21 protein-coding genes and 2 pseudogenes are annotated in these 21,063 nt (G+C 60.7%); 15 read left to right on the top strand and 8 right to left on the bottom strand.

Annotation, left to right across the window (positions count from 1 at the left end; all coding sequences use genetic code 11):
• Positions 1-52 precede the first annotated feature (52 nt).
• From NKH16_RS24455 to NKH16_RS24420, 8 genes and pseudogenes are all read left to right on the top strand, one after another.
• Complete coding sequence (locus NKH16_RS24455) at positions 53-622, top strand: hypothetical protein (RefSeq protein ID WP_352450313.1); 570 nt, start codon at positions 53-55, stop codon at positions 620-622.
• Positions 619-1,326: a hypothetical protein gene (locus NKH16_RS24450; protein ID WP_352749895.1), complete on the top strand. Its 708-nt coding sequence runs from the start codon at positions 619-621 to the stop codon at positions 1,324-1,326. Before NKH16_RS24455 ends, NKH16_RS24450 begins: the two co-directional genes overlap by 4 nt.
• A 387-nt stretch (positions 1,327-1,713) precedes the next feature.
• The gene (locus NKH16_RS24445) at positions 1,714-2,019 is read left to right on the top strand and encodes a hypothetical protein (protein ID WP_352902229.1); all 306 of its coding nucleotides are present in this window, start codon (positions 1,714-1,716) and stop codon (positions 2,017-2,019) included.
• A 434-nt stretch (positions 2,020-2,453) separates the two neighbouring features.
• Positions 2,454-3,656, top strand: a complete 1,203-nt coding sequence (repA, locus tag NKH16_RS24440) for a plasmid partitioning protein RepA (RefSeq protein ID WP_352450316.1) — start codon at positions 2,454-2,456, stop codon at positions 3,654-3,656.
• A gap of 74 nt (positions 3,657-3,730) precedes the next feature.
• Positions 3,731-4,696 carry a plasmid partitioning protein RepB gene (gene repB, locus NKH16_RS24435; RefSeq protein ID WP_352450317.1) on the top strand — a complete coding sequence of 322 codons (966 nt, stop codon included), beginning with the start codon at positions 3,731-3,733 and terminating at the stop codon, positions 4,694-4,696.
• 155 nt (positions 4,697-4,851) lie between these two features.
• A complete protein-coding gene (gene repC / locus NKH16_RS24430; protein WP_352902225.1) occupies positions 4,852-6,057 on the top strand; it encodes a plasmid replication protein RepC in 1,206 nt (401 codons plus the stop codon).
• Between the two features lie 176 nt (positions 6,058-6,233).
• Complete coding sequence (locus tag NKH16_RS24425) at positions 6,234-6,653, top strand: antitoxin Xre/MbcA/ParS toxin-binding domain-containing protein (protein ID WP_352902288.1); 420 nt, start codon at positions 6,234-6,236, stop codon at positions 6,651-6,653.
• A pseudogene (locus NKH16_RS24420) lies at positions 6,619-7,136 on the top strand (RES family NAD+ phosphorylase). Before NKH16_RS24425 ends, NKH16_RS24420 begins: the two are co-directional and overlap by 35 nt.
• 132 nt (positions 7,137-7,268) lie before the next feature.
• Here NKH16_RS24420 and NKH16_RS24415 read toward each other — a convergent pair.
• Genes NKH16_RS24415 through NKH16_RS24405 form a run of 3 tightly spaced genes read right to left on the bottom strand, consistent with a single transcriptional unit; the run spans position 7,269 to position 9,042 of the window.
• Entirely contained in the window at positions 7,269-8,402 is a 1,134-nt protein-coding gene (locus NKH16_RS24415) for a site-specific integrase (RefSeq protein ID WP_352902222.1), read from the bottom strand.
• Positions 8,399-8,785 (bottom strand): type II toxin-antitoxin system VapC family toxin, encoded by a 387-nt coding sequence (locus NKH16_RS24410; protein ID WP_352467886.1) that lies wholly within the window; start codon positions 8,783-8,785, stop codon positions 8,399-8,401. The genes NKH16_RS24415 and NKH16_RS24410 overlap by 4 nt, the downstream gene beginning before the upstream one ends.
• Positions 8,785-9,042: a type II toxin-antitoxin system VapB family antitoxin gene (locus NKH16_RS24405; RefSeq protein ID WP_031195575.1), complete on the bottom strand. Its 258-nt coding sequence runs from the start codon at positions 9,040-9,042 to the stop codon at positions 8,785-8,787. Before NKH16_RS24405 ends, NKH16_RS24410 begins: the two co-directional genes overlap by 1 nt.
• Positions 9,043-9,211: 169 nt before the next feature.
• Between NKH16_RS24405 and NKH16_RS24400 the strand changes: the two genes are divergently transcribed.
• The gene (locus tag NKH16_RS24400; RefSeq protein WP_352693241.1) at positions 9,212-10,216 is read left to right on the top strand and encodes a DUF1403 family protein; all 1,005 of its coding nucleotides are present in this window, start codon (positions 9,212-9,214) and stop codon (positions 10,214-10,216) included.
• A 2-nt stretch (positions 10,217-10,218) separates the two neighbouring features.
• Positions 10,219-10,956, top strand: coding sequence for an SMC-Scp complex subunit ScpB (gene scpB, locus NKH16_RS24395; RefSeq protein ID WP_352902219.1), 738 nt, complete (start codon positions 10,219-10,221; stop codon positions 10,954-10,956).
• Between the two features lie 32 nt (positions 10,957-10,988).
• On the opposite strand, the gene NKH16_RS24390 is transcribed toward scpB, so the two are convergent.
• Both NKH16_RS24390 and NKH16_RS24385 read right to left on the bottom strand, forming a co-directional pair.
• Entirely contained in the window at positions 10,989-11,513 is a 525-nt protein-coding gene (locus tag NKH16_RS24390; RefSeq protein ID WP_352725956.1) for an RES family NAD+ phosphorylase, read from the bottom strand.
• Entirely contained in the window at positions 11,510-11,896 is a 387-nt protein-coding gene (locus tag NKH16_RS24385) for a hypothetical protein (protein ID WP_352450324.1), read from the bottom strand. The genes NKH16_RS24390 and NKH16_RS24385 overlap by 4 nt, the downstream gene beginning before the upstream one ends.
• A gap of 140 nt (positions 11,897-12,036) precedes the next feature.
• On the opposite strand from NKH16_RS24385, the gene NKH16_RS24380 reads away from it, so the two are divergent.
• On the top strand, positions 12,037-12,168 hold the full coding sequence (locus NKH16_RS24380; RefSeq protein WP_352902216.1) for a CBS domain-containing protein: 132 nt from the start codon (positions 12,037-12,039) through the stop codon (positions 12,166-12,168).
• Between the two features lie 417 nt (positions 12,169-12,585).
• Here the strand turns inward: NKH16_RS24380 and NKH16_RS24375 are convergent, their stop codons facing one another.
• Positions 12,586-13,758 (bottom strand): MFS transporter, encoded by a 1,173-nt coding sequence (locus NKH16_RS24375; protein WP_352725954.1) that lies wholly within the window; start codon positions 13,756-13,758, stop codon positions 12,586-12,588.
• 357 nt (positions 13,759-14,115) lie between these two features.
• Here NKH16_RS24375 and NKH16_RS24370 point away from each other — a divergent pair, with 357 nt between their 5' ends.
• Together NKH16_RS24370 and NKH16_RS24365 are read left to right on the top strand one after the other, a co-directional pair.
• Positions 14,116-15,204, top strand: a complete 1,089-nt coding sequence (locus tag NKH16_RS24370) for a glycosyltransferase family 4 protein (RefSeq protein ID WP_352725952.1) — start codon at positions 14,116-14,118, stop codon at positions 15,202-15,204.
• Between the two features lie 236 nt (positions 15,205-15,440).
• Positions 15,441-17,609 (top strand): amylo-alpha-1,6-glucosidase, encoded by a 2,169-nt coding sequence (locus NKH16_RS24365; protein WP_352902212.1) that lies wholly within the window; start codon positions 15,441-15,443, stop codon positions 17,607-17,609.
• 86 nt (positions 17,610-17,695) lie between these two features.
• Here the strand turns inward: NKH16_RS24365 and NKH16_RS24360 are convergent.
• Together NKH16_RS24360 and NKH16_RS24355 are read right to left on the bottom strand one after the other, a co-directional pair.
• A pseudogene (locus tag NKH16_RS24360) lies at positions 17,696-17,806 on the bottom strand (integrase); the annotation flags it as partial.
• Between the two features lie 25 nt (positions 17,807-17,831).
• Complete coding sequence (locus NKH16_RS24355; protein WP_352450329.1) at positions 17,832-18,425, bottom strand: Crp/Fnr family transcriptional regulator; 594 nt, start codon at positions 18,423-18,425, stop codon at positions 17,832-17,834.
• Between the two features lie 55 nt (positions 18,426-18,480).
• Here NKH16_RS24355 and NKH16_RS24350 point away from each other — a divergent pair, with 55 nt between their 5' ends.
• Complete coding sequence (locus NKH16_RS24350; RefSeq protein ID WP_352749330.1) at positions 18,481-18,906, top strand: LysR substrate-binding domain-containing protein; 426 nt, start codon at positions 18,481-18,483, stop codon at positions 18,904-18,906.
• A 498-nt stretch (positions 18,907-19,404) separates the two neighbouring features.
• Positions 19,405-20,925 (top strand): FAD-dependent oxidoreductase, encoded by a 1,521-nt coding sequence (locus NKH16_RS24345; protein ID WP_352902209.1) that lies wholly within the window; start codon positions 19,405-19,407, stop codon positions 20,923-20,925.
• The last annotated feature ends 138 nt before the right edge of the window (positions 20,926-21,063 follow it).

Genomic DNA, 21,063 nt, shown 5'->3' with positions numbered 1-21,063 from the left:
CCCCGTGTAGGTGTCCGTGGTCCTCGGACAACGGACAGCGGATCGGAATCAAATGAAAAGCCAGGACATCGTCGTCCTGCTCAAGCTCATCAGCCTTCAGGAGCAGGAGAAAGAAAAAGGTGTCGAAACTCTGCGCTCAGAAGCGCAGGGCCAGGATCCATACTCGGTCCGCAATCTGGAGTCTTCTCTTGGCATAAGCAAGACGGAGGTCAATGCATCCATCAATCGAAGTCTTGCCTCCGGTATCGCCGCCAGGGATAGAGATACGGGCAGAGCGAAGCCGAGCCGCAGGAACCTGCAGAATTTCATCGTGCACGGGTTGAAGTTCGTTTTTCCAGCGAAGCCCGGAGCAATGCAGCGCGGAATCCCGACCGCTTTTGCGGCGCCCATCCTAAAGAACGTGCTAATAAGCGCTGGCAGCTACATCTATGTGTGGCCCTATGCCAGCGGCCGCGACATGGGACAATCGGTGACGCCGATGTTTAAAAGCGTTCCTGAAGCCGTTCAAAGGGATGATCGGCTGTACGAGTATCTTGCCCTTGCGGACGCAATAAGACTCGGAAACCAGCGCGAGGCTGGCCTCGCGGCGGAGCGTCTTGCGGAAAGGCTCGCGCAGAAATGACCAGCATCCAAGGCCAGCTACTAGCAATGCTAAGGGCTGTCGCGGAAGCTCTAGGCGATGACCTGCGCAAGCGTCTTGTGTTCGTCGGCGGATGTACGACCGCTCTTTTCATCACCGATGCCATCACGCTCGAGGATGTCAGGGCGACTGACGACGTCGACCTAATTGTCGATCTGGCCGGCTTTTCGGAATGGGCGCAACTCCTGGAACGGCTTCGAGAGCGGGGTTTCTCGGAGTCACCCAACGACAGTGTCATTTGCCGAATGCATCTTGGCCGGATCAAAGTCGACTTCATGCCGGACGATCCCAAAATCCTCGGATTCAGCAATCGTTGGTATGAAGCGGGTATTGAGACGGCGGTCGATTGTCCGTTGGACGATAAGCTCATCATCCGTCGCCTGACACCGGCACTCTTCGTCGCGACGAAGCTGGAGGCATACCTTGGCAGAGGTGGAAAGGATCTGCTTTCTAGCCGGGATGCCGAGGACATACTCTTGATCGTCGACGGTCGAGAAGAGTTGGTTGCTGAGCTGGGAGGCGCGGAAGACGAGGTCCGTACCTATGTCGGCGACCAGGTCAAAGACATGCTTGCAGCCCCAGATTTCGACGACTTTCTGGAAGGCAATATCAGAGGGCCGCAAGGCCGGGTCGAGATTGTGCGCCAGCGATTCATCGCGATAACCGAATATGCCAGCGGTGGCTGACCTGGTCTTCGAAGTCGACTGGACACCAAGCAAGACACAAGAACTCCGGACAACCGCGACCATGGTCGTGTCGGTACACGCGCTGGCTCCGCCCTATGATTCGTACTGGCAGCGATTCTGGTGCCTCGAGCCAGCTGCTCGTAGCGGCCTTAAAGCGCCGGCTGATGCGCTGCTTCGGGGCCGTTGACTAAGGACGAAAACGGTCCTGATGCGCAGCTTGAGGTTTCCGGCCTGTGGGCTGCGGATGTGAACGCGTGCCCGACGCCGTGGCGGCCCTCGCCGATCCGGTCGCGGTATCCTTCTGACGGCCCGGCGTTTATATTCACTCAGTTTGCAACTGGGCTTCTCCCGCACTTCTGCCCAGGGGAGCAGCACCGGTAGCGTGGTATGTTGAGCGATGAGGAGGACGACACCGAACTGCCGTGGGACCGGCGAGTCGGTGCTTTCGCCGGAAGGCACGGCGAACTCGACGACGCCGCTGCTGCCCTGCTGACGCAGGTGCTCGAAGTCCAGTGCGCCACGGTGTTGAGAGAGCGAGCTTTGCCGCTATGGAGCGGGGAGCGTTCTCCGCATGAACTCGAGGCTGTCTCGTTCCGGAAAGTATGCTTCCAGATGTTGATCGGGCTTAACCTCGGCCTTGAGGAGGGCTTCACCCACTCCGTCAACGGTCTCCCCTCACGGTCTTCATTGTAGTCGCCTATTCCGATATCGGCCTCGCCCCCAGCCGGTCCGCTCCTCGAGCTGAAAGAGTCAGTCTGGCGTTGAGCAGCTTACCCTAACCGACAACGAACCCAACCGGCCACGTGCCATCGGATCCGGTGCCCTGCCCTGCCCTGCCCGCCGGCACTTGCATCCCGCCTCTGAGTGTGCCCGATTTACTGCCGTAAAATATGATCCTTATGACAGAGAAAACATGCCGTTAGCTTGGATAGCAAGACAGTACCGCGCTCAAAAAACTGAGCAGCTGCCTTCGTGATGGCAAGAGCAGCTGGCAGCAAGAAAAGCCGGTCAGTGACGTTAACCTTTTGTTAACCCAAAACTTCTTGCCGGAGCGGGCCGAATCGGAGCTTAATGGCGCTTGTTGAGTGAATTGCTCACAAAAAGCGCCAATTCAGGTTTCGACAGAAATGAACATCTCCATGCGGCTGCCACGCTTCGAGTTCGATGACAAGATCCTCGAGCAAGGCGCAGAGATATCGCGGCGGCTTAACCAGCTCCGTATGGAGAAGTTTCCGCCAAATGCGACAAAGACACTTCGCCCTTTTTCGCTGGCGGAAGTGGCCCACTACCTTGGGGTCTCGCAGAACAATCTCAAGCGCCTCCATCTGGAGGGCAAAGGCCCCCTGCCCGAGCAGATACCTTCCGGACGCCGTTCCTATACCGCCGAACAGATGCTTGAACTGCGCCATTTTCTGGATCGGCATGGCAGGACCGAGGTAAAAAAATACGTCCCGCACCGCAAGCCTGGAGACAAGCTCCAGGTGGTTGCTGTCGTCAATTTCAAGGGCGGCAGCGGCAAGACAACAACGGCTGCCCACCTCGCCCAGCACCTTGCGCTGACCGGGCACCGCGTGCTTGCCATCGATCTCGACCCGCAGGCGTCACTTTCGGCCCTGCATGGCTTCCAGCCGGAACTCGATCGCAATCTCTCTTTGTATGAGGCGATCCGGTACGACGACGAGCGCAAGCCGATATCCGACGTGATCGTGCCTACCAATTTTCCGGGCCTGGATATCATCCCGGCCAACCTCGAGCTGCAGGAGTATGAGTACGACACGCCGCTTGCCATGCAGGACAAATCGTCCAGCGTTGGCCGCCAGTTCTTCACCAGGATTGCAAAGGCCTTGTCCGAGGTCGACGAGCGCTATGATGTCGTCGTGGTCGATTGCCCGCCGCAACTTGGCTATCTCACCTTGACCGCCATGTCGGCGGCGACGTCGGTTCTCATCACCGTCCACCCCCAGATGCTCGACCTGATGTCGATGAGCCAGTTCCTGCTGATGCTCGGCGGCATATTGAAGACCATCAAGGCCGCCGGTGCTGCGATCGAGCTGGATTGGTTCCGCTATCTGATCACGCGCTACGAACCCACCGACATTCCCCAGGCACAGATGGTCGGCTTCATGCAATCGATGCTTGCCGGCCAGATCCTTGAGAATCCCATGCTCAAGTCGACGGCAATCTCGGATGCAGGACTGACGAAACAGACGCTCTACGAGGTGGAAAAGTCGTCTTTTACCCGTTCGACCTACGAACGGGCACTCGAATCGCTGGACGCGGTGAATTCCGAGATTGTCGCGCTCATCCATCGCGCATGGGGACGGTCATGACGCATTTTACGGCAGTAAAAAATGGGGATTGTGCTCGTGAAATCAGCCGACTAGCTGCGAATCGGAGTGATTGAATGGCGCGCAAGGATGTATTCGGCAGCGTGATGGGCCCCGCGACGTCAGTCGCCGACAGCGGGGATGTCTCGGGCTATGCGGTTCGCGGGGCATCCCGGTCGATCATGCAGTCATTCGAGGAGCTCTCTAAGAGTTCGGTCGTCGATCTCGATCCGGCGTTGGTCGACACCTCATTCGTCTCGGACCGCATGGACGATGACGATGAAGCATTTCATGAGCTGCTGGCGGCGATTCGCGAGCGAGGGCAGGATTCTCCGATTCTGGTCAGGCCCCACCCGGATAGTTCCGGCCGGTTTCAGACCGTGTTCGGCCACAGGCGCGTCAAGGTCGCACGCCAGCTGGGCAGGCCCGTTCGTGCAGTCGTCAAGAAGATCGGCGATGAGGACCATGTCATCGCGCAGGGCCAGGAGAATGCTGCCAGGGCCAACCTGTCCTTCATCGAAAGGACGCTTTTTGCCGATCGCATTCTCAAGCGGGGCCATTCGCCGGACACCGTGAAGTCGGCCCTTGCGCTCGATGATACGACCTTCTCGAAAATGCGCTCCGTGACCAACAATATTCCCGAGCAGGTCATTGTGGCCGTCGGCTCCGCCAAGAGCATAGGCCGGGACCGCTGGTGGCAGCTTGCCAAGCTCATGGAGCATCCCGGGACCGCCGAGCGGGCGGCAGAGTACGTGACAAGTGCCGATTTCGCCGAACCGGGCAGTGACGCTCGTTTTGCTCGTCTGTTCGACTTTTTGAATGCGCCGGTGAAGCAGCCGCGAGCCGCATCGAAGCCTCAGGAAAAGGCCTGGGTGCCCCAGGACAAGTCGGTCCGGGCCAAGATCACCGATACGGGAAAGGTGTTTACGCTTGCCTTGAAGTCAAAGGATGCATCGCCCTTCGGCGCATTCATCGCCGACAAGCTCGACGAGCTTTTCGACGCTTTCAGGGCATCGGAAACGGCAAAGAAAACAGGAGACTGAAACCGCAAAAGAAAAAGGCCCCCGAACGTCACCGTCGCGGAAGCCCTTCTCAGGTCTGTAGCAAGCTGAGAATCGCATTTCCCCGAATCACTGTCAAGAGTCGTTGGCGTCGTTTCGACGAGCAGTTTTTTTTTGCCTGATTGAAAGGCGAGGAAATGGAGAGTGGTTATGCGACGACGCCCTTTGGGCGGCGGCCGATGACGCTTGCCTTGGTGCAAGCGAACGCGGCATCACGGAAGATTCCTGAAGGGGCCGCCGTCGAGAAATGGCAGGTGTATCGCTGGCTTTGCGAGGGCAAGACGATCATAGGCGTGGGAGATCGCGCCCTGGCCGTCCTCAGCGGACTGCTGTCGTTCTATCCGGACGATCAGATCAGCAAAGAAAACGGGCTGATGGTCTTTCCTTCGAACGCGCAGTTGTCACTGCGGGCGCACGGCATGGCCGATTCCACGCTGCGCAGGAACCTGGCCGAACTGGTGAATAGCGGACTGATCATCCGTCGAGACAGTCCAAACGGCAAACGGTTCGCTCGGAAGGCAAAGGGCGGCGCAGTCGAGGAGGCGTTCGGGTTCTCGCTGGCGCCACTGCTTGCACGCGCCGCGGAGTTTCAGCAGGCTGCCGAGCAGGTCCGCGCCGACAGCCGGGCGCTCAAATTGACGCGGGAGCGGATCACCCTCCACCGGCGCGACATTCACAAGCTGGTCGAAGCAGCGATCGACGAGGGCGCTCCTGGCGACTGGGGAACCATTTGGAGGCGGTTCAGAGCAATCGTGGATGCTATTCCTCGGCGGGCAGGGCTGTCGGAGCTGGAAGCGATTGTCGCGGAGCTCTCCTTGCTGCACGACGAAGTGGATATGATGCTGGAAAGCTTCATGAATTCCACGAATCCTAGCGGCAATGAGTCCCAAAACGAGCGGCAGCGATCTGATTCAAACACAGACTCCACTTTTGTATTTGAACCAGCTTTAGAACAAAGCAGGGCGACGGTCGAACCAAGAACGGCCTACGCCGAGAAGCCGAAAGGCTTCCCGATAGGACTTGTGCTGAAGGCCTGCCCCGAACTTGCCGACTATGCCGCCCACGGAATCGCAAGCTGGCGCGATTTGATGATTACCGCCGCCCAGGTGCGCGGCTACCTTGGCGTCTCGCCCTCGGCGTATGAGGAGGCTTGCCATGTGATGGGCCAGGAGGTCGCCGCGATCGTGATTGCCTGTATCCTGCAAAGGGCGCAGCATATCAACTCGGCCGGGGGCTATCTACGCGTGCTGACCGAAAAGGCGAGGGCAGGACAGTTCTCGGTCGGACCGATGCTGATGGCAGCACTCAAGGCCAATGGCACGACGGCAAGAATGACCGGCTAAGGGCTGAAAATTCTTGTGCGTAATGCTGCCGTTGCTGGTGGTCCGCGCGCGGTCAATGAGGCGGATGGCAAGCGGGTCGTACGAAATCAGAAGCACGCCATGCGCCTGCGGGCTTGAACCAGTGGAAAAGCGCCCTTTGCACAGTGAAGGCGGCTGCTAATATGACAAGGAACTCGATGGGGCAGGCCCTCAAGAAATCCGGGCAGAATGAACCCCTGGTTTTGTCCTATATGGACCGGGCCGGGAAAATTGCTGTTGGCCAGGTGGCCGACAGCTTTGGAATGTCCAAGGGTCAGTTGGCTCAGACGGTCGGGCTTGCCCGTGAAACCCTCTATCGGCTGGAGCGCAGCCGCACGGCCAAGACGCAGGGCCGTCTGCGCGAGATGCTCGAGATCATCACTCGCGTGACGGAATGGGCCGGAGGCAAGGAACAGGCCATGGCCTGGTACCGAGCCCAGCCGCTGCCGGCATTCGGTGGACGCACCGCCGAAGCCCTCGTGAAGGACGGCAAGGCCGCTGCCATTCGCGACTACCTCGATCACATGGCCTGGTTGGCTTTGCTTGAGGTTTGTCGGAACCTGCTACAGGGCGCATGATCCACGTTTGGCATTCAAGCCGAGTTCCGGTGATGGAGCGGCGATCAGGGTGCTCGGTTCAATCCCAAAGGTGTGCCCGCGCTCTATCTGGCGCTGACCGTCATGACGGCAGTCAAGGAAGCCAACCAGGGCTTCGCGCATCGCATCGACCCCTGCGTGCTGTGCTCTTATGAGGTGGACTGCGAGGACATCACTGATCTGACGAGCGAGCAGGGCAGGGGAGAATCTTCTGTCACGCTTGCGGACATGGCCAGCGCCTGGGCCACGGCACTCAGTAACGGCGAGCGACCTGAATCCTGGTCCATCTATGACCGGCTGCGGCCTCAAGGCATCGCTGGAATTCTGGTGCCGAGTTTCGCTCCGGGCGCGGAGACGGAGGACCGCAATCTGGTGCTATGGGACTGGGGCCCGGATCTTCCGCACAAGGTGAACGTGTTCGATCCGAGCGGTCGGCTGCCGAAAGACCAGTTGTCCTGGCGATGAAACAGGCCGGATGGGCAGGGGCGGTCCCGAACGACAGAAGTGACCAATTCATTTAGCGAAAATGCCTGGTCAGGGTGCAAGGCCTGCGCGGATCCCGAGAGGCAAGAACGGCAGGGGAAGGGCTTTGCCTCCTTAGAGGCCGGACGCCTTGGTCAGGTTGATGCGGAAGCGATCTCTGCGGCGCTGATAGCGGCGGGTCATCTCCGCGGAGGCATGGCCGAGCTGTTTTTGCACATAGCGTTCGTCGACCTCGGCCGACGAGGCGAGGCCGGCGCGCAGTGAGTGGCCGGCGAATTTCTTGGCCCGTTCGCCCTCCGACAGATCGCCGCGCACGCCGGCGGCGAGCGCCGTGCGCTTGACCAGGCGTGCGACCTCCTGGTCGTTCAAGCGATCGGTACCGACGGCTCTGCCTTGACCAGCAACGCGCCGAAACAGCGGTCCGTGCGCAATGCGCGCCAGTCTTAGCCAGGTCTGCAGAGCGACCACAGGGCAGGTGGCGTCGGAGGAGCCGCGGCCGATTTCGACCTCGCGCCAGCCGGTTTTGCCGCGCAATGTGACAAGCAGACCCTTATCGGCAAAAATCTCGACCCAGCCGCGTCCGTCCTCGGTCTGATCCCTGCCGAGGTCGAGGCCGACGATTTCGGATCGGCGAAGGCCGCCGGCGAAACCCAAAAGCAGCATGGCGCGGTCGCGCAGACCACGCAGCGTGCCGCGGTCGAGGGTCTCGAGCATGGCAATCAGATCCTCAGGCAGGATCGCTTCCTTCTGCCGGGGAGGGGAGGCGTGGGTGTTGCGAACGCCAGCCATCACCGTGGCGATATGCCAATCCTTGCGGTCCAGCGGCTGGCCGCGCTGGGCAAAATTCCAGGAGAGCGACGAAAGCCGGCGCTCGATGGTTGAAACGGTGTTGGGCTTTTTGTCGCCAGTGGCCGTACCTGACGCGCAGGCGGCGATATAGAGCCCGACGACCTGAGGATCGGGCGGGAACATCTCGATGCCTTGGCGCCGGCACCAGCTCGAAAAATGCTTCCAGTCGGCTGCGTAGGCGCGGCGCGTGTTGGCCGAACTCGCCGCCTCGATATAATCGCGCGCGCGGCCGGCGAGCGCCTCAAGATGCGCAGGCAGGCTGGGATTGGCAATGGCTGGAAGGGGAGGGGACGAGGCTAGGTCGGCATCGCCCATCTGCATGACGATATCGATGATGTCGGGCATGTCGTCCTCGCCGGAAGCAGCGGATGATCGTTGCGCGTCGCCAGCCATGCTCATGCCGCTTCGATATCCGTTTGGGAGAAGTCTTTGCCGACGAAAAGCAGCGGTTCATCCGCACGCTTTGCCAAAGCATAGGACAGGCAATCGGCAAAATTCAGCGCCGCCGGGTGGTGGCCCTTGCCGTAGGTCAGCCAACCTTGGGTCGCCAGATCAACCAATTCGGAGTCGACAGGAATGATGTCGGCCTCGATTTTGCGCAGCCAAAGATCGATCTCGGCCAATGCGTGTTCGCCGCGCCTGCTGACCAGCACCATGCGTGCCTCGAGCACGCAGGTTGCCGGGACCAGACGGATTGGGTCCAAGACCAGCGCTCGTTCCAGCCTTGCTGCCTCAGGCTCGCTCCGAAGGATCGCTACAACAGCTGAGGTGTCGATCACCATCAGTTAGGGATTCCATGCTCGTCATACCCGATGATCTCCTCGTCGCTGCGACTATCCAGTTCAGGCAATCGTGCCACTCTTTCTCGGATGGCGCGCAATTCTGCCAGCAGACGCTCCTGAGCGGTCTCTCCAAAGCCCAAGCGATGCAAGCGCTCGCTCAGGGCCTGATGAATGGCTGCTGTCTTACTGATACCCTGGCGGCGTGCGAGTTCATCGGCGAGAGCAACGGTGGCCGGATTTTTGATGTTCAGGGACACGAAAGACTCCAAAATTCTACCTTTCTGGCCAATTCTACCATGGACCCCTAGCCTCGTAAAGGACGAATGATAATGCAACATTATCGTTCGTTGTGGAGCTACGACGGGCGCGGCGGTTTGTTCGCATTATCGTTGCCAGAAGCGCCGCGCTCGTTCATCCTCATTGACAATGATTCTTCGCCCCAAGCCGTCGCTCCGCCACAATGCTCACCCTGCCGGGATCGAACTGGTCACCACCGTGGCGCCGGTGCCGTCCTGGTTGCGACGGGCGGTCGACGGCCCGCAAAGCCTTGACGAGGCTGCGGTTGTGGCAGGCGCAACGATCGGCGCGCTCGACGCTGTCGTGCGCCGGCAGGAGCGGTGGGCCGGGGCCTGGCGGCAGCGCTTGGCGCTCGCGGCGGCAGCTTCGACGTCGCGAAAGGCGGGCCGCGTCGAGGATGACGGCGCCCTGCGTGACGCGGTGTGTCTGACCCGTCCCGGCGATGACGTCGGGCCGGCCGGCCGCATCCTGCTCGCCTGGCGCCGGCTGACTTTGCTGCCGGCAGAGGATCTGCTGACGGAAGCTGTGCTCGCCGCCGCGCTGGACGAACTCGGTCACGGAGGCGACGACGAGGCGGTGAGCGATCTGATCGAGGATCTCCGCCAGCTTTCCGGGGCGGAGGGCGTTGTCGCGGTGCTGACCGGCGCCTTCGCGGCTGCTGAGCGCCATGGCTTCGGACGCAGTTTCGGGTCCTGGCTCGCCGACGTCCTGCTCGCGCAACGGCTGGGCTGGCAATATGCGGTGCCGCTGCTGGGAGCGCAGTCAGGATCGGGCGGGTACACGCGTGGCGTGCGACCGAGAATAACCAGCCTGGCGGAGAGGGACCAGGGGCCAGGCCGGGAGAGCGTGCAGAGCCTCCTTGTGGCTCAGGCGCGCGCCGCGCTGCGGGCCGTCGAGCTTTCGGCCGAGCTCGATCGTCGTGCCCAGCGGCTCATCGCCGTTGCACCGAAGCTGCGGGCAAAGGGATCGGATGCTGTAGTCGAAAAACTGCTCTCCGACGATGCGATTGTCGCGTCCCAGCCCATTCCTGGCATGAGCGAGCGAGGTCTGCGGCGCCTGTTTGACAGGCTGGTCGACTTTGGCGCCGTGCGAGAATTGTCGGGTCGGCCGACCTTCCGGCTCTATGGGCTGTAGCGATGGCGGACCGGACGGGAACTCAGCGAAAGGATAACCAGCGCTTGCTGGTCGATACCGAACTCGAGCACCTGCCGTCGGAGCTGCGCTGGCGTGAATGGATGGGCCGGATTGAGGCGGTCATCTTCGCCGCCAGCGAGCCCGTCATGCGTGAGACGCTGGCGCGGGTCGTCGGAAAGAGCTGCAACGTCGATCTGATCATCGACGACATTCGCGAGGAACTGCGCAACCGGCCCTATGAGCTCGTGTCGGTCGCCGGAGGATGGCAGCACCGAACCAGGAAAGCGTTTGCCGACGTCATTCGCGGTGCATTTGGCACAGCAACGGGCCAGGGCGCGGATAGAACGCGGTCAAAACCCCTGTCGCAGTTCGAGGCGCTGGTGCTGATGTGCATTGCATACTTCCAGCCGATCACCCGTGGCGAGCTGTCATCCTTCTTCGGCAAGGAGGTTTCACGCGATCTGATTGGCGTACTGCGCGAGCAGGAATTCATCACCTCGGGACCGCGCAGCCCACAGCCCGGCGCCCCCTACACCTACGTGACGACCAAAGCCTTCATGTCGCACTTCGGTTTCGACACGCTGCGCGACTTGCCCGATTTCGAGGCGCTCGAGGACGCCGGACTGCTCAGCAAGGAGAAGCTGCTGGCGGGAGAAATTCCGGCCGGGCTGGCGAGCGAGGAGGAGGAAGGCGAAGAGGAAGAATTAGAGGCTGACCGCGTTGAGGACCAAGTGCCCTAGAGGTCGTTGCGCCCTTGGCGAGAGGCGGCAATTCAGGACCAGGACGACTGATCGTGCGGCAGCCGATGATCGGGATCATGGACCGCGACGCGATCCTCTTCGACAAGATTGGCCGAGAAGATCGCCAGATTGGTGCCGCCGGCATGGCGCAGCGACGGAAACAGGATACCGCGAAGCCCAGCCGTGATGACCAGGTCCGCGAGCTTCCACGATGGCGGGACCTTCCTGTCGATGCGGGCGATCTGGCGCCACGCACAATCCCATCCTTGCCAGATGTCGTCCCAGACGTTTGGGTCGAACCCCTGCGAAAGGTCGGCGACCTCGGCGAGCGTGATCTTGTAGGCTGCAAGGGTGGCCGGCGGGATGATGCTGGCGCCCTGCTTGTATTCATCGAGGGCCGTTTGCGGCGCGCGTGACAGGTAAAGCGCCTCGACGCCCGGTCGATTGAAGCGGCCGCCGTCGATCGCCGCGCCCGCACCGCTGATGGGCAGGAATGCCCATTTGGGTGTAAGATAGCGGTGAAAGATCTCGTCCGGGCCGACGTGGGTGATTCTCACCCGCGCGCCCCGTTCTCGAGATCCCTGATGAAGGCCAGAACCGCCTCGACCTGGCCGTCCGCAACGAGCTCGGCCGCCGTGCGATGGCCATAGTCGGCGATGGGCTCGTTGCGATACCAGTAGATCGCCTTGTCGACGTTACCGGTGAGTTCCGTCGCGGCCGAAATCACCTTCACCATTTCGCGCATCCGGCCCTGCAGGCGTTCCGATGCGGGATTGCGCAGCGTGTTGCGATGAACACCGGTTAACTGCGCCAGGTTGGCCACCTTCACGCCGAGGGCCTGCGACAGGCGTTTCGGCGAGATATAGGGCGTGCGTGGTTCCTGCAAGCTATCGACAAAGCCTGAGACCACCGCGGAATGTGCGAGCTGTGCGTGGGTCATGGCAAATCTCCGACCTCTCATACGCACAATATATGCACATTAAAGCGCATAGCAAGTGAACAGAGGCCTTTCCTCATAGCGGTTGCCGCCCGGAAAATGCGGGCCGACTATCTCGGCGCCCTTCCGGTCGGGAGAATGACATGCTGGTCGGCATGGTGACCGACCGCGATATCGTGATGCGCGGTGTCGCCGAGGAGCGCTCAGCCGGCAACACGACCGTTAGCGAGGTCATGTCCGAGCATGTCTATGCCATTTGCGGATCAAGCGGATGATGCGCTTGTTGCCGATCCTGTGATGAAGCGAACCAGCCTTTCCTGACTGACCGTCCCGAAGAAGTTCTGGCTGTCGGCGTCTACGATCCAGTTCACCTCCCGTTGGTCAATCGCGATGTACAGGGCATCCAATGCGCCGTGTGGTCCTCTTCCGGGCCGGAACCCGTAGGAGAAACCGCAGAAGTCGCCTTCATAGATGCATTGAGCACCGTGACTGTTGCATCCTGAACGATCTTGTCTTCCAGTCGCTGTTTCCCATCCGCCTTCGGTATAACCCCCCCGCTGGACTCGTTTGTGCAAATACTCAAGCCGAAGCTCGAGGGCGCTGACGAGCCCCTCTGGCATCTTCCCCATTCCGCCGCTACCACCCCTTGGCTGAGAAGCTCGCACAATCGGCGACCATCGCCCTCATACGCGTCAATCCGATGGTGGGGGCCTTTCACGAAGTCCAATTACTAGCGGGAGGGACAGCACACAGAGTCCCGCCATCATGAGGAACCCGGGCGGGCCATAGGCTCCATAAAGCTGACCTGATACCCAGACAAGGCCCGCGGTGGCCAGCCCCGGGCCGATCGCGTAAAGGGCCTGCGCCGTGGCGGCAAGATGTGCCGGCACGCTGCTGGCGATAACACGCATACAGGCAAGATGCAGCAGTGCGAAGGTAATGCCGTGAAGCGGTTGCACGAACGCAAGCATCCAGATCGCCGCCGTTTCCGCTTCCACGACCCAGCGCAGGATTCCGGCCACCGCGGCCAGAGCAGCGGCCCCGGCCACGCCAAGCCGGCGCAGCAGGATCGGCCCGACCACAACGAACACCACCACCTCCGCTCCGACGGCTTCCGACCAAAGTATGCTGCTCGCCGCCGTGCCGACCCCGGCCGCCGTCCAGCGGATGACCGAGAAGGTGTCATGCATTGCATGGCTGCCATAGATCAGCGCCGCAATCATGACGATGCGCCGGAAAGTCGGGAGACCGAGCAGCTCGCGCAGCCCGCCGATTACGCTTTGCCCGACCGGGTCCGCAGCCCGCTCGGCGCCGGTGTCTGATTCCGGCACCAGCGCGGCGGCAGCCAACGCTCCGGCGAGCAGCGCGGCGTACATCCATATAATCGCATCCAGCTCGAAAACTCCGAGCACCTGGCCAGCCGCGAGGGTGCCAGCAACGAAGGCCGCTGATGCCGCACCTCGCACCCAACCATACTCAAAACCCGGCTCGCGCACCGATGCGCGCGCCGCAAGGGCGTCAGCGAGGGTTGTGATCGGTGCCAGCCCGGCTGACTGGGCCAGATAGACGACCAACAGAAGAAAGACGCCTTGCACGGCAGCCAGCCCAAGCGTCGCCGCTGCCGCGATCCCGATGCAGACCGCCAGGGTGATGCGGAGGGCACCGAGAAGATCTGCAATTCGATTGGCGAGCGGTCCGGCAATCAGCCGGGCTGCGTTGCCTAGCCCGAACAGAACGCCCAGCTCTTCAGGTGTCAGGCCGCGCGCCTCAAAATACCGTGGCCAGAACGGGGACGCTGTCCCGAATGCAGCATACATTGCGGCATAGAGCGCTAAAAATGCCAGCAGCGGGCCAAGGCGTGCCATGCCAAAGTTCTGCCACGGACGCGCCTCGCGCTACAGGGGGGATCTGGAGAATGATGCTTCTTCTGCGAATAAACTCGGCCCCGCTGAAGCGGCTTCGACACGCCACGTTGACCCAGAATATGATCACCTTGATGCCGGCGCTCGATGCCATGCCGGAATGCCCGCACCCCGCGAACATTCCGCAAAGATCAGGACCTAGGCCCTCAAGCCTTGCCTAGCCCGAACGTCACGATGGGTGATCTTCCCGGGAACATATTAGCAATTCGAGAGTTGGCGTCGGTGCAATACAAGGAGAGGTGTGCGCGTCGCCCGCTTTCGTTGAAGGCCGACTTTTCACTTTCACGATGTCCTGCAAAAATGAAGATCGCCCAGATTGCACCTCTTATCGAATCTGTACCCCCCAGGCTCTATGGCGGGACCGAGCGCATCGTTTCATATCTGACGGAAGAGCTGGTTCGACAGGGCCACGAGGTGACCTTGTTCGCCAGCGGTGATTCACGCACTTCGGCCGAACTGGTGGCGTGTTGCGATGTTGCACTGCGCCTGAATCCCAAGTCCCAAAACCATATTCCCTACCACATCATGATGCTTGAACAGGTCCGCAAACGGGCGGATGAATTCGATGCACTGCATTTTCATGTCGATGTTCTCCACTTTCCGATAATTCGAGAGTTCGCGCAGCGAACCGTTACCACGCTTCATGGCAGGCTCGACCTTCCGTTCCTGGCGCGGCTTTACGCGATGTTCGACGACATTCCGCTGGTCTCGATTTCCGATGACCAGCGCCGGCCCATGCCGCCGGTCAATTGGCTCGGAACGGTCTACCATGGCCTGCCGCGTGATATTCTTCCATTCCGGCGGAAAGCCTCGGGATATCTGGCATTTCTTGGCCGCATCTCACCGGAAAAGGGCCCGGAAGTGGCGATAGAAATCGCCGCCCGCGCTGGAATGCCGCTGAAGATCGCGGCCAAAATCGACGCGGTTGACCAATCATTTTGGGCGGAGCGAGTTGAGCCCCTGGTGCTTCGATATTCGAATGTCGAGTTCATTGGCGAGATCGATGAGCAGCAGAAGGCGGAGTTTTTGGGCAATGCGACAGCGCTGCTGTTTCCGATCGACTGGCCCGAACCGTTCGGCCTTGTAACCATCGAGGCAATGGCCTGCGGCACCCCGGTGATAGCCTTCAACCGCGGCGCCGTTCCAGAGGTCATCGATGATGGCGTGTCCGGATTGATAGTGGACAGCGTCGACGAAGCTGTGGAGGCTGTACGGCGGATAGGCGGTCTCGATCGCGCACGGGTACGGGAAACTTTTGAAAGGCGGTTCATGGTCGGGCGCATGTGCAGCGACTATATGGCGGTCTACCGCTCGCTCGCCGGCAACAAGCGATTTGCATTTGGCTCTCGAAATGGCCGCGCTGAAATGCAGCTGGTCAGGCCTGTTTGATCGAACCGGCCTAGAACCGATCGGCTTCGAGCCGCTTTTGATCGCGCTTTACAGCAGAATTCGCCAATCATTCGCCAAGAATTAGAACGAGGCTCTCCGCGATCGCGCGCCGAGTGCGGGATCGACGCGAGACACTGTTGATGAGGATGGTTCGGCGCCGGCCTTATAGGGAAGCATGTGTGCCTGCGCAGCCCAAGTCTCCACCGCCCAAGTCTCTTTCGAACAGGAGGGCTGAATTGACCACTGAAGTCGAAGCACGCAAGCTTGATCCCGCTGTGGCTCTCCCGGCGCTCGACGAATCGGCGCCGCGCGAGCCGCATAGGCAATTTGCTCTCAAGCACGAGGACTGCTTCATCGTCGCGGACAGCTACGGCGACATACGCGGCACCGGCGACGGGCTTTTCCGCGACGATACGCGTGTGCTGTCGCGCTTCCGTCTGTTCGTCGGCGGCCGCATGCCCACACTGCTTGGCGCCTCGCTGTCGCAAGATAACATCCTATTCACCGCCAATCTGACAAATCTGGCCACCATCGGGCCGAACGGTAGTGAAACGCTGCCGGGTGTCGTGCACATCGATCGGACCCGGTTCATCTGGCAAGACCGCATGTTCGAGCGCGTCATCTTCACGAACTACTCCGCGCGCGATGTGCTGCTGCCGGTCCGGTTCGACTTCGACGCCGATTTCCGTGACATGTTTGAGGTGCGCGGCACTACGCGCAGCCGGCGCGGTCGCGCGCATGAAGCGCGGGTGGGCGAGTCAAGAGTGACGTTTCGCTACGAGGGCCTCGACAATGTGGAGCGCCAATCCGTCATCGCGTTTTCGATGACGCCCCATCAGATGCACCCCAATCACGCCGAGTTCCTCATTCTGGTGGGGATGCGCGACAGCAGAGCGCTCCATCTGGAGGTCGGTCACAGCGAGGAAATCCCGTCCAGTGATCGCTTCCGCGCGGCCGCGGCGCGAGCGCGGTTTGCCATGCGCTCAAAGCGTCGACAGGGCGCCACCGTCTTCAGCTCCGGCCGCGTGTTCAATGACTGGCTCACGCGCACCCGCGCCGACATAGCGTTGCTGACCACTGATCTGGAGACCGGGCCTTATCCGTACGCCGGTATTCCCTGGTTCTCGACAGCCTTCGGCCGCGACGGCGTCATTTCCGCCTTGCAAATGCTGTGGCTCAACCCTGACCTTGCCCGCGGGGTCCTGGCGTTCCTTGCCCGCTATCAGTCGACAGAGACTTCGATATTTGACGATGCCGAGCCCGGCAAGATCATGCATGAAACGCGCAAGGGGGAGATGGCTGTGCTGCGAGAGCTACCGTTCGGCCGCTACTACGGCGGCGTCGACACCACTCCGCTCTATGTTTACCTGGCCTGGTCCTATGCCGATCGCACGGGCGATGACGAGTTCGTCGATCGCATGTGGGACTCGCTGTGTGCGGCCATCGCGTGGATGGAGGAGGTAGGAGCCCGCAACGGAGAGGGTTTCGTGACCTACAGCAGGGCGGCAGATACGGGGCTTTTCAACCAGGGCTGGAAGGACAGCGCAGACGCTATCTTCCATAGCGATGGGACGATACCCAGGGGACCAATCGCACTGGTCGAGGTGCAAGGTTACGTCTTCGCAGCCTATCAAGGCATGGCTGCGCTGGCCGCCAAGCGCGGCGATGTCGCCAAGGCAGCGCACTGGAGCGGCATGGCAGAAAGGATCCGCAACGCAGTGGAGACGCAGTTTTGGATGTCAGACCGCAATTTCTATGCCTTGGCAATCGACGGCGAAGGCAAGCAATGCGCGGTGCGCGCCTCCAACCCCGGTCACCTGCTTTATGTCGGGCTACCGTCAGCTGAACGGGCGCAATCAGTTGCCGAGCAGCTGTTATCAGCCCATCTCCACAGCGGTTGGGGCGTTCGGACTTTGGCCGACGACGAGCTTCCATTCAATCCGATGTCCTATCACAACGGCTCGATCTGGCCGCACGATACGGCAATCTGTGCCGCTGGGCTCGCCCGCTACCAGGAGCGCACCAGTGTCGTGAAGCTTATGAGCAGCATGTTCGAGGCGGCGGTCCGTTTCAACATGCGGCTCCCGGAGCTATTCTGCGGGTTTACGCGTGCGATCGGTGATGCGCCAGTGGCCTATCCCGTGGCTTGTCTGCCACAGGCATGGTCCGCCGGATCCGCCTTCATGATGCTGCAAGCCTGTCTGGGGATTCGGATCGATGGTTGGAAGGGCGAGATCAATGTCGAACGCCCTCGGCTGCCGATAGGCATCGACAACATCGTCCTCCGGCACTTAGCGGTCGGTGACGTGAAGGTCGACCTCACTTTTCAGCGCGTCGGCGACCGCATCGTCTGCTATCTCGACGAGCGACACGAGGGCCTCGTGCCGCTGGTTGTGCGCTCTTAACTGTGGGCGGCTGCAAAAAAAATGGTCGTGCATCAGGCAACCGAGCCCCACCCGACCGGGCTCCAGAGCGGTTGTACGTCTTTTTGGCGAAGGGCGGTTTCGGTAAGATAGCCGGAGCGCAGGCCGTGGGCGGAGAAGGCTTGCGGGTCGAGCCCGGCCTCGGCGACGCGGCGCTTCAGCACCAATTCGGCAGCCTGCAAGGGTTTGTCCGATTCCGAACAGTTAGGCGGAGGCTAGGCCGAAGTGACTTTGCTCCTCCTCGCCGTAAGCACCGTGTGTGAGTTTTATCATTCCAACGCGATCGACGATTGCGATCTCGCCGCGTTTGGCGTGAACCAGCCCCCGATGTTCAAGCATTTGGAGAGCGGTGGTAACGCCGGGGCGCCGGGCACCAAGCATGGTCGCCAGAAATTTATGCGTCAGGTAGATCTTGTTTCCTTCGGCGCGGTCTTGGACCATCAGCAGCCAGCGGGCCAACCGCTCCTCGATTTTGGAATGGCCGTTGACCAGCGCGGTCCGGGACGAGTGCACGAGGAACGCGTGGGCATAGCGAAGCAGCGACTCGCGAAGGGACTGGCTTGCTGCAATCGCAGCGCGAAGGTCTTCAACGGGCAGAATCCAGCCATTGCCGGCGACCTGGATATAGGTTTCATTGGGAGATCTGTCTTGGCCGAGGATAACGGCAACCCCTGTCATGCCATCGTGGCCGACGATGCCGACTTCGCTTTGCCGCCCACCGGTCATGGTGGCGACCACCGATGCAATGCCCATCTCTGGAAAATACACACGCTCGATCGGCTGATATGCGACCTCCAACTGGTCTTTGATGTCGAGTTCGACGTGATGTTACCCGGACACCGATTGCAGGCCATTGCTAACGACCGCTCCTTATGATTGGGAAATTTTCTTCGGAGGTGAGTTCGATCTCGCCTTTGACTGCGGTAATCCAAATGGGCCGAAAGATATCGACGCGGTGCTAGTGTTGCAATCGTTCGGCACCCCAGTTTGCTCTCCAAAGCTGCTGGAGAGAGGGGTGCCACTAACCTCTCCTGCCGACCTGGTTCACCATAACCTGCTGCATGAAACGTCTGATCGGCACGATTGGAAAGTTTGGGCTGGGCGATTTGTGCCGAACCTTCTTGACGTGAACTCGGGTGAGGTCTTTCCCAGTGCCGATATGGCCTATCGTGCCGCGGCCATGGGCCAGGGCGTCGCGATCGGAGACCTTCTCTGTGCTCCACGAAGAGATCACCAAGGGAGAACTGGTCCTGCCGTTCAAGGATATGCAGATCTCTGACGACACGGAGGCCTATTACTTGTGTTGCAGAAGAGATTGCTGGACCGACCCTCGTATCGCCGCATTCCATCAGTGGGTATCGGCCGAGGCAACGTGGTCCTGAAGGCCGGGACGGTCAGGCGCGCCCCAAACGGCGACAATCGGGCGCGGCCATTTAAGTCGCATAGCATCGTATCCTGGAACTTCGAGGTGTCTACTCATAGAACACTGCATGGGGATGCCTTCAAGATCGTCCAGACACTACACGGTCACGTACTGGTTGCGCCTTGTCAGATGTGGCCAGCGTTCTCGCTGTTGGCGGACCACGGCAATTGTCCGCGAATGCGGCTAACGCTTCGAACTGGCGATTGAAACAGCTGGCCTGGAAACCCGCGCGAAGGGGGTGCTTCCCACCTGCGCAGTCCGTGGAGCTTAGCGCATTAGATCGGCGTACAAACGCAGCGGGAACTTTTAGCCCCTCGCGTCCATTTCCTGATCGATGCCCTGGAGAGTTCCGCCATGAATGTCAGCGATGAAAGGACTGTATCGCTTTGGGCGGCAACCGAAGTCGCGCCTGAGGCGGTTCCGCTCGAGCGGAGTGAACAGGTCGATGTCGTGGTCGTCGGATCTGGCATTGCCGGACTGTCGGTCGCCTACGAACTGGCCGTCGCCGGGCAAAAGGTGGCAGTGCTTGATCGCGGCCGGATCGGAAGCGGCATGACGGCACGCACCACCGCGCATCTGTCATCGATCTGCGACGATTATTTTTCGGAACTGATCAAATTGCGCGGCGAGGAACTGGCGCGGATTTACTACCGAAGCCAGTCGGCCGTTATCGCCCGTATCCAAGCAATCCAAGAGGCGGAGGGTATTGCGTGTGATTTCCGCCGCCTCGACGGCTTTCTGTTTCCGGCGTCAGGCAGAAAGGAATCCGTCATCGAGCGCGAACTGGACGCCGCTCTGAAGATCGGAGTCGACGTCGAGAAAATCGTGGGCGTGCCGCTTGCTGGGTTTTCGGACGCGCCCGTCCTTCGTTATTCCAATCAGGCGACATTCCACCCGCTCAAATATCTCCGCGGGCTGGCTGCCGGCATCCGCGCGCGCGGCGGCGCGCTTTATGCGGATACCATCGTCGACAAACTCGAGGAGACTGACGGCGGCGTGCGCGTAACCACGGTCTCAGGCTTTGCCGTGTCTGCCAAATCGGCCGTTGTCGCCACCAACTCGCCGATCAACGATCGGGTCGCCCTTCATACCAAACAAGCGCCCTATCGGACCTACGCAATGTCATTCGAGATCGCGCGCGATATCCTACCGGATGCGCTGTATTGGGATACTGAAGACCCTTATCACTACGTTCGGCTTCAGCCTGGCAAAGGTCGGACCGACTTCCTGATCGTCGGAGGTGAAGACCACAAAACAGGACGGGCCGATGATGCCGGCAAACGCTTCGCGGCCCTGGCGGCCTGGACCAAAAGGCTGGTGCCCGATGTCGGCATGGAAACCAACCGTTGGTCCGGGCAGGTGATGGAGACCGTCGACTATGCCGGGTTCATCGGTCGCAATCCCGGTGACCGGCGTGTCTTCGTTGCTACCGGCGATTCCGGCCAGGGCATCACCCATGGGGTCGTGGCAGGCCTGTTGATTTCCGACCTGATTCTCAAGGGGGAAAGCCCCTGGCGGGAACTTTACGAACCCTCCCGCAAGACGGCACGCGCGATCGGCGATTACCTGGCGGAGAATGCGACAGCGATCAAGAGTTTTGCCGAGTATATCGCGCCTGGCGAAATCGATTCCGCCGACAAGCTGCGGCCGGGAGAGGGCGCTATCGTGCGCGAAGGGCTTACCAAAGTCGCGGCTTTTCGCGATGAGGACGGCACGCTCCACAAGCGCTCGGCCGCATGTACTCATATCGGTTGCCATGTTCATTGGAACTCGCTGGAACGCTGCTGGGATTGCCCCTGCCACGGCTCGCACTTTGCCATTGATGGCACCGCCTTGAACGGACCGGCCGTGTCGCCCTTGGCTTCGATCGAATAAGCCAATCGGCGTTCGCTTGTGTATTGGCGCCGAAGCACCGGCCAGCGCAAATGACGCCTATGACGTAGATATCACTGGTCATAAAAGGCTACATCGATGCAGTTGTGATCTCTAGCTTCTCGACAAGACGAGAGACAT

The sequence above is a fragment of the Mesorhizobium sp. M1307 genome (assembly GCF_040318155.1).
GTDB lineage: Bacteria > Pseudomonadota > Alphaproteobacteria > Rhizobiales > Rhizobiaceae > Mesorhizobium.
This window is presented reverse-complemented; position numbering and strand designations above follow the sequence as displayed.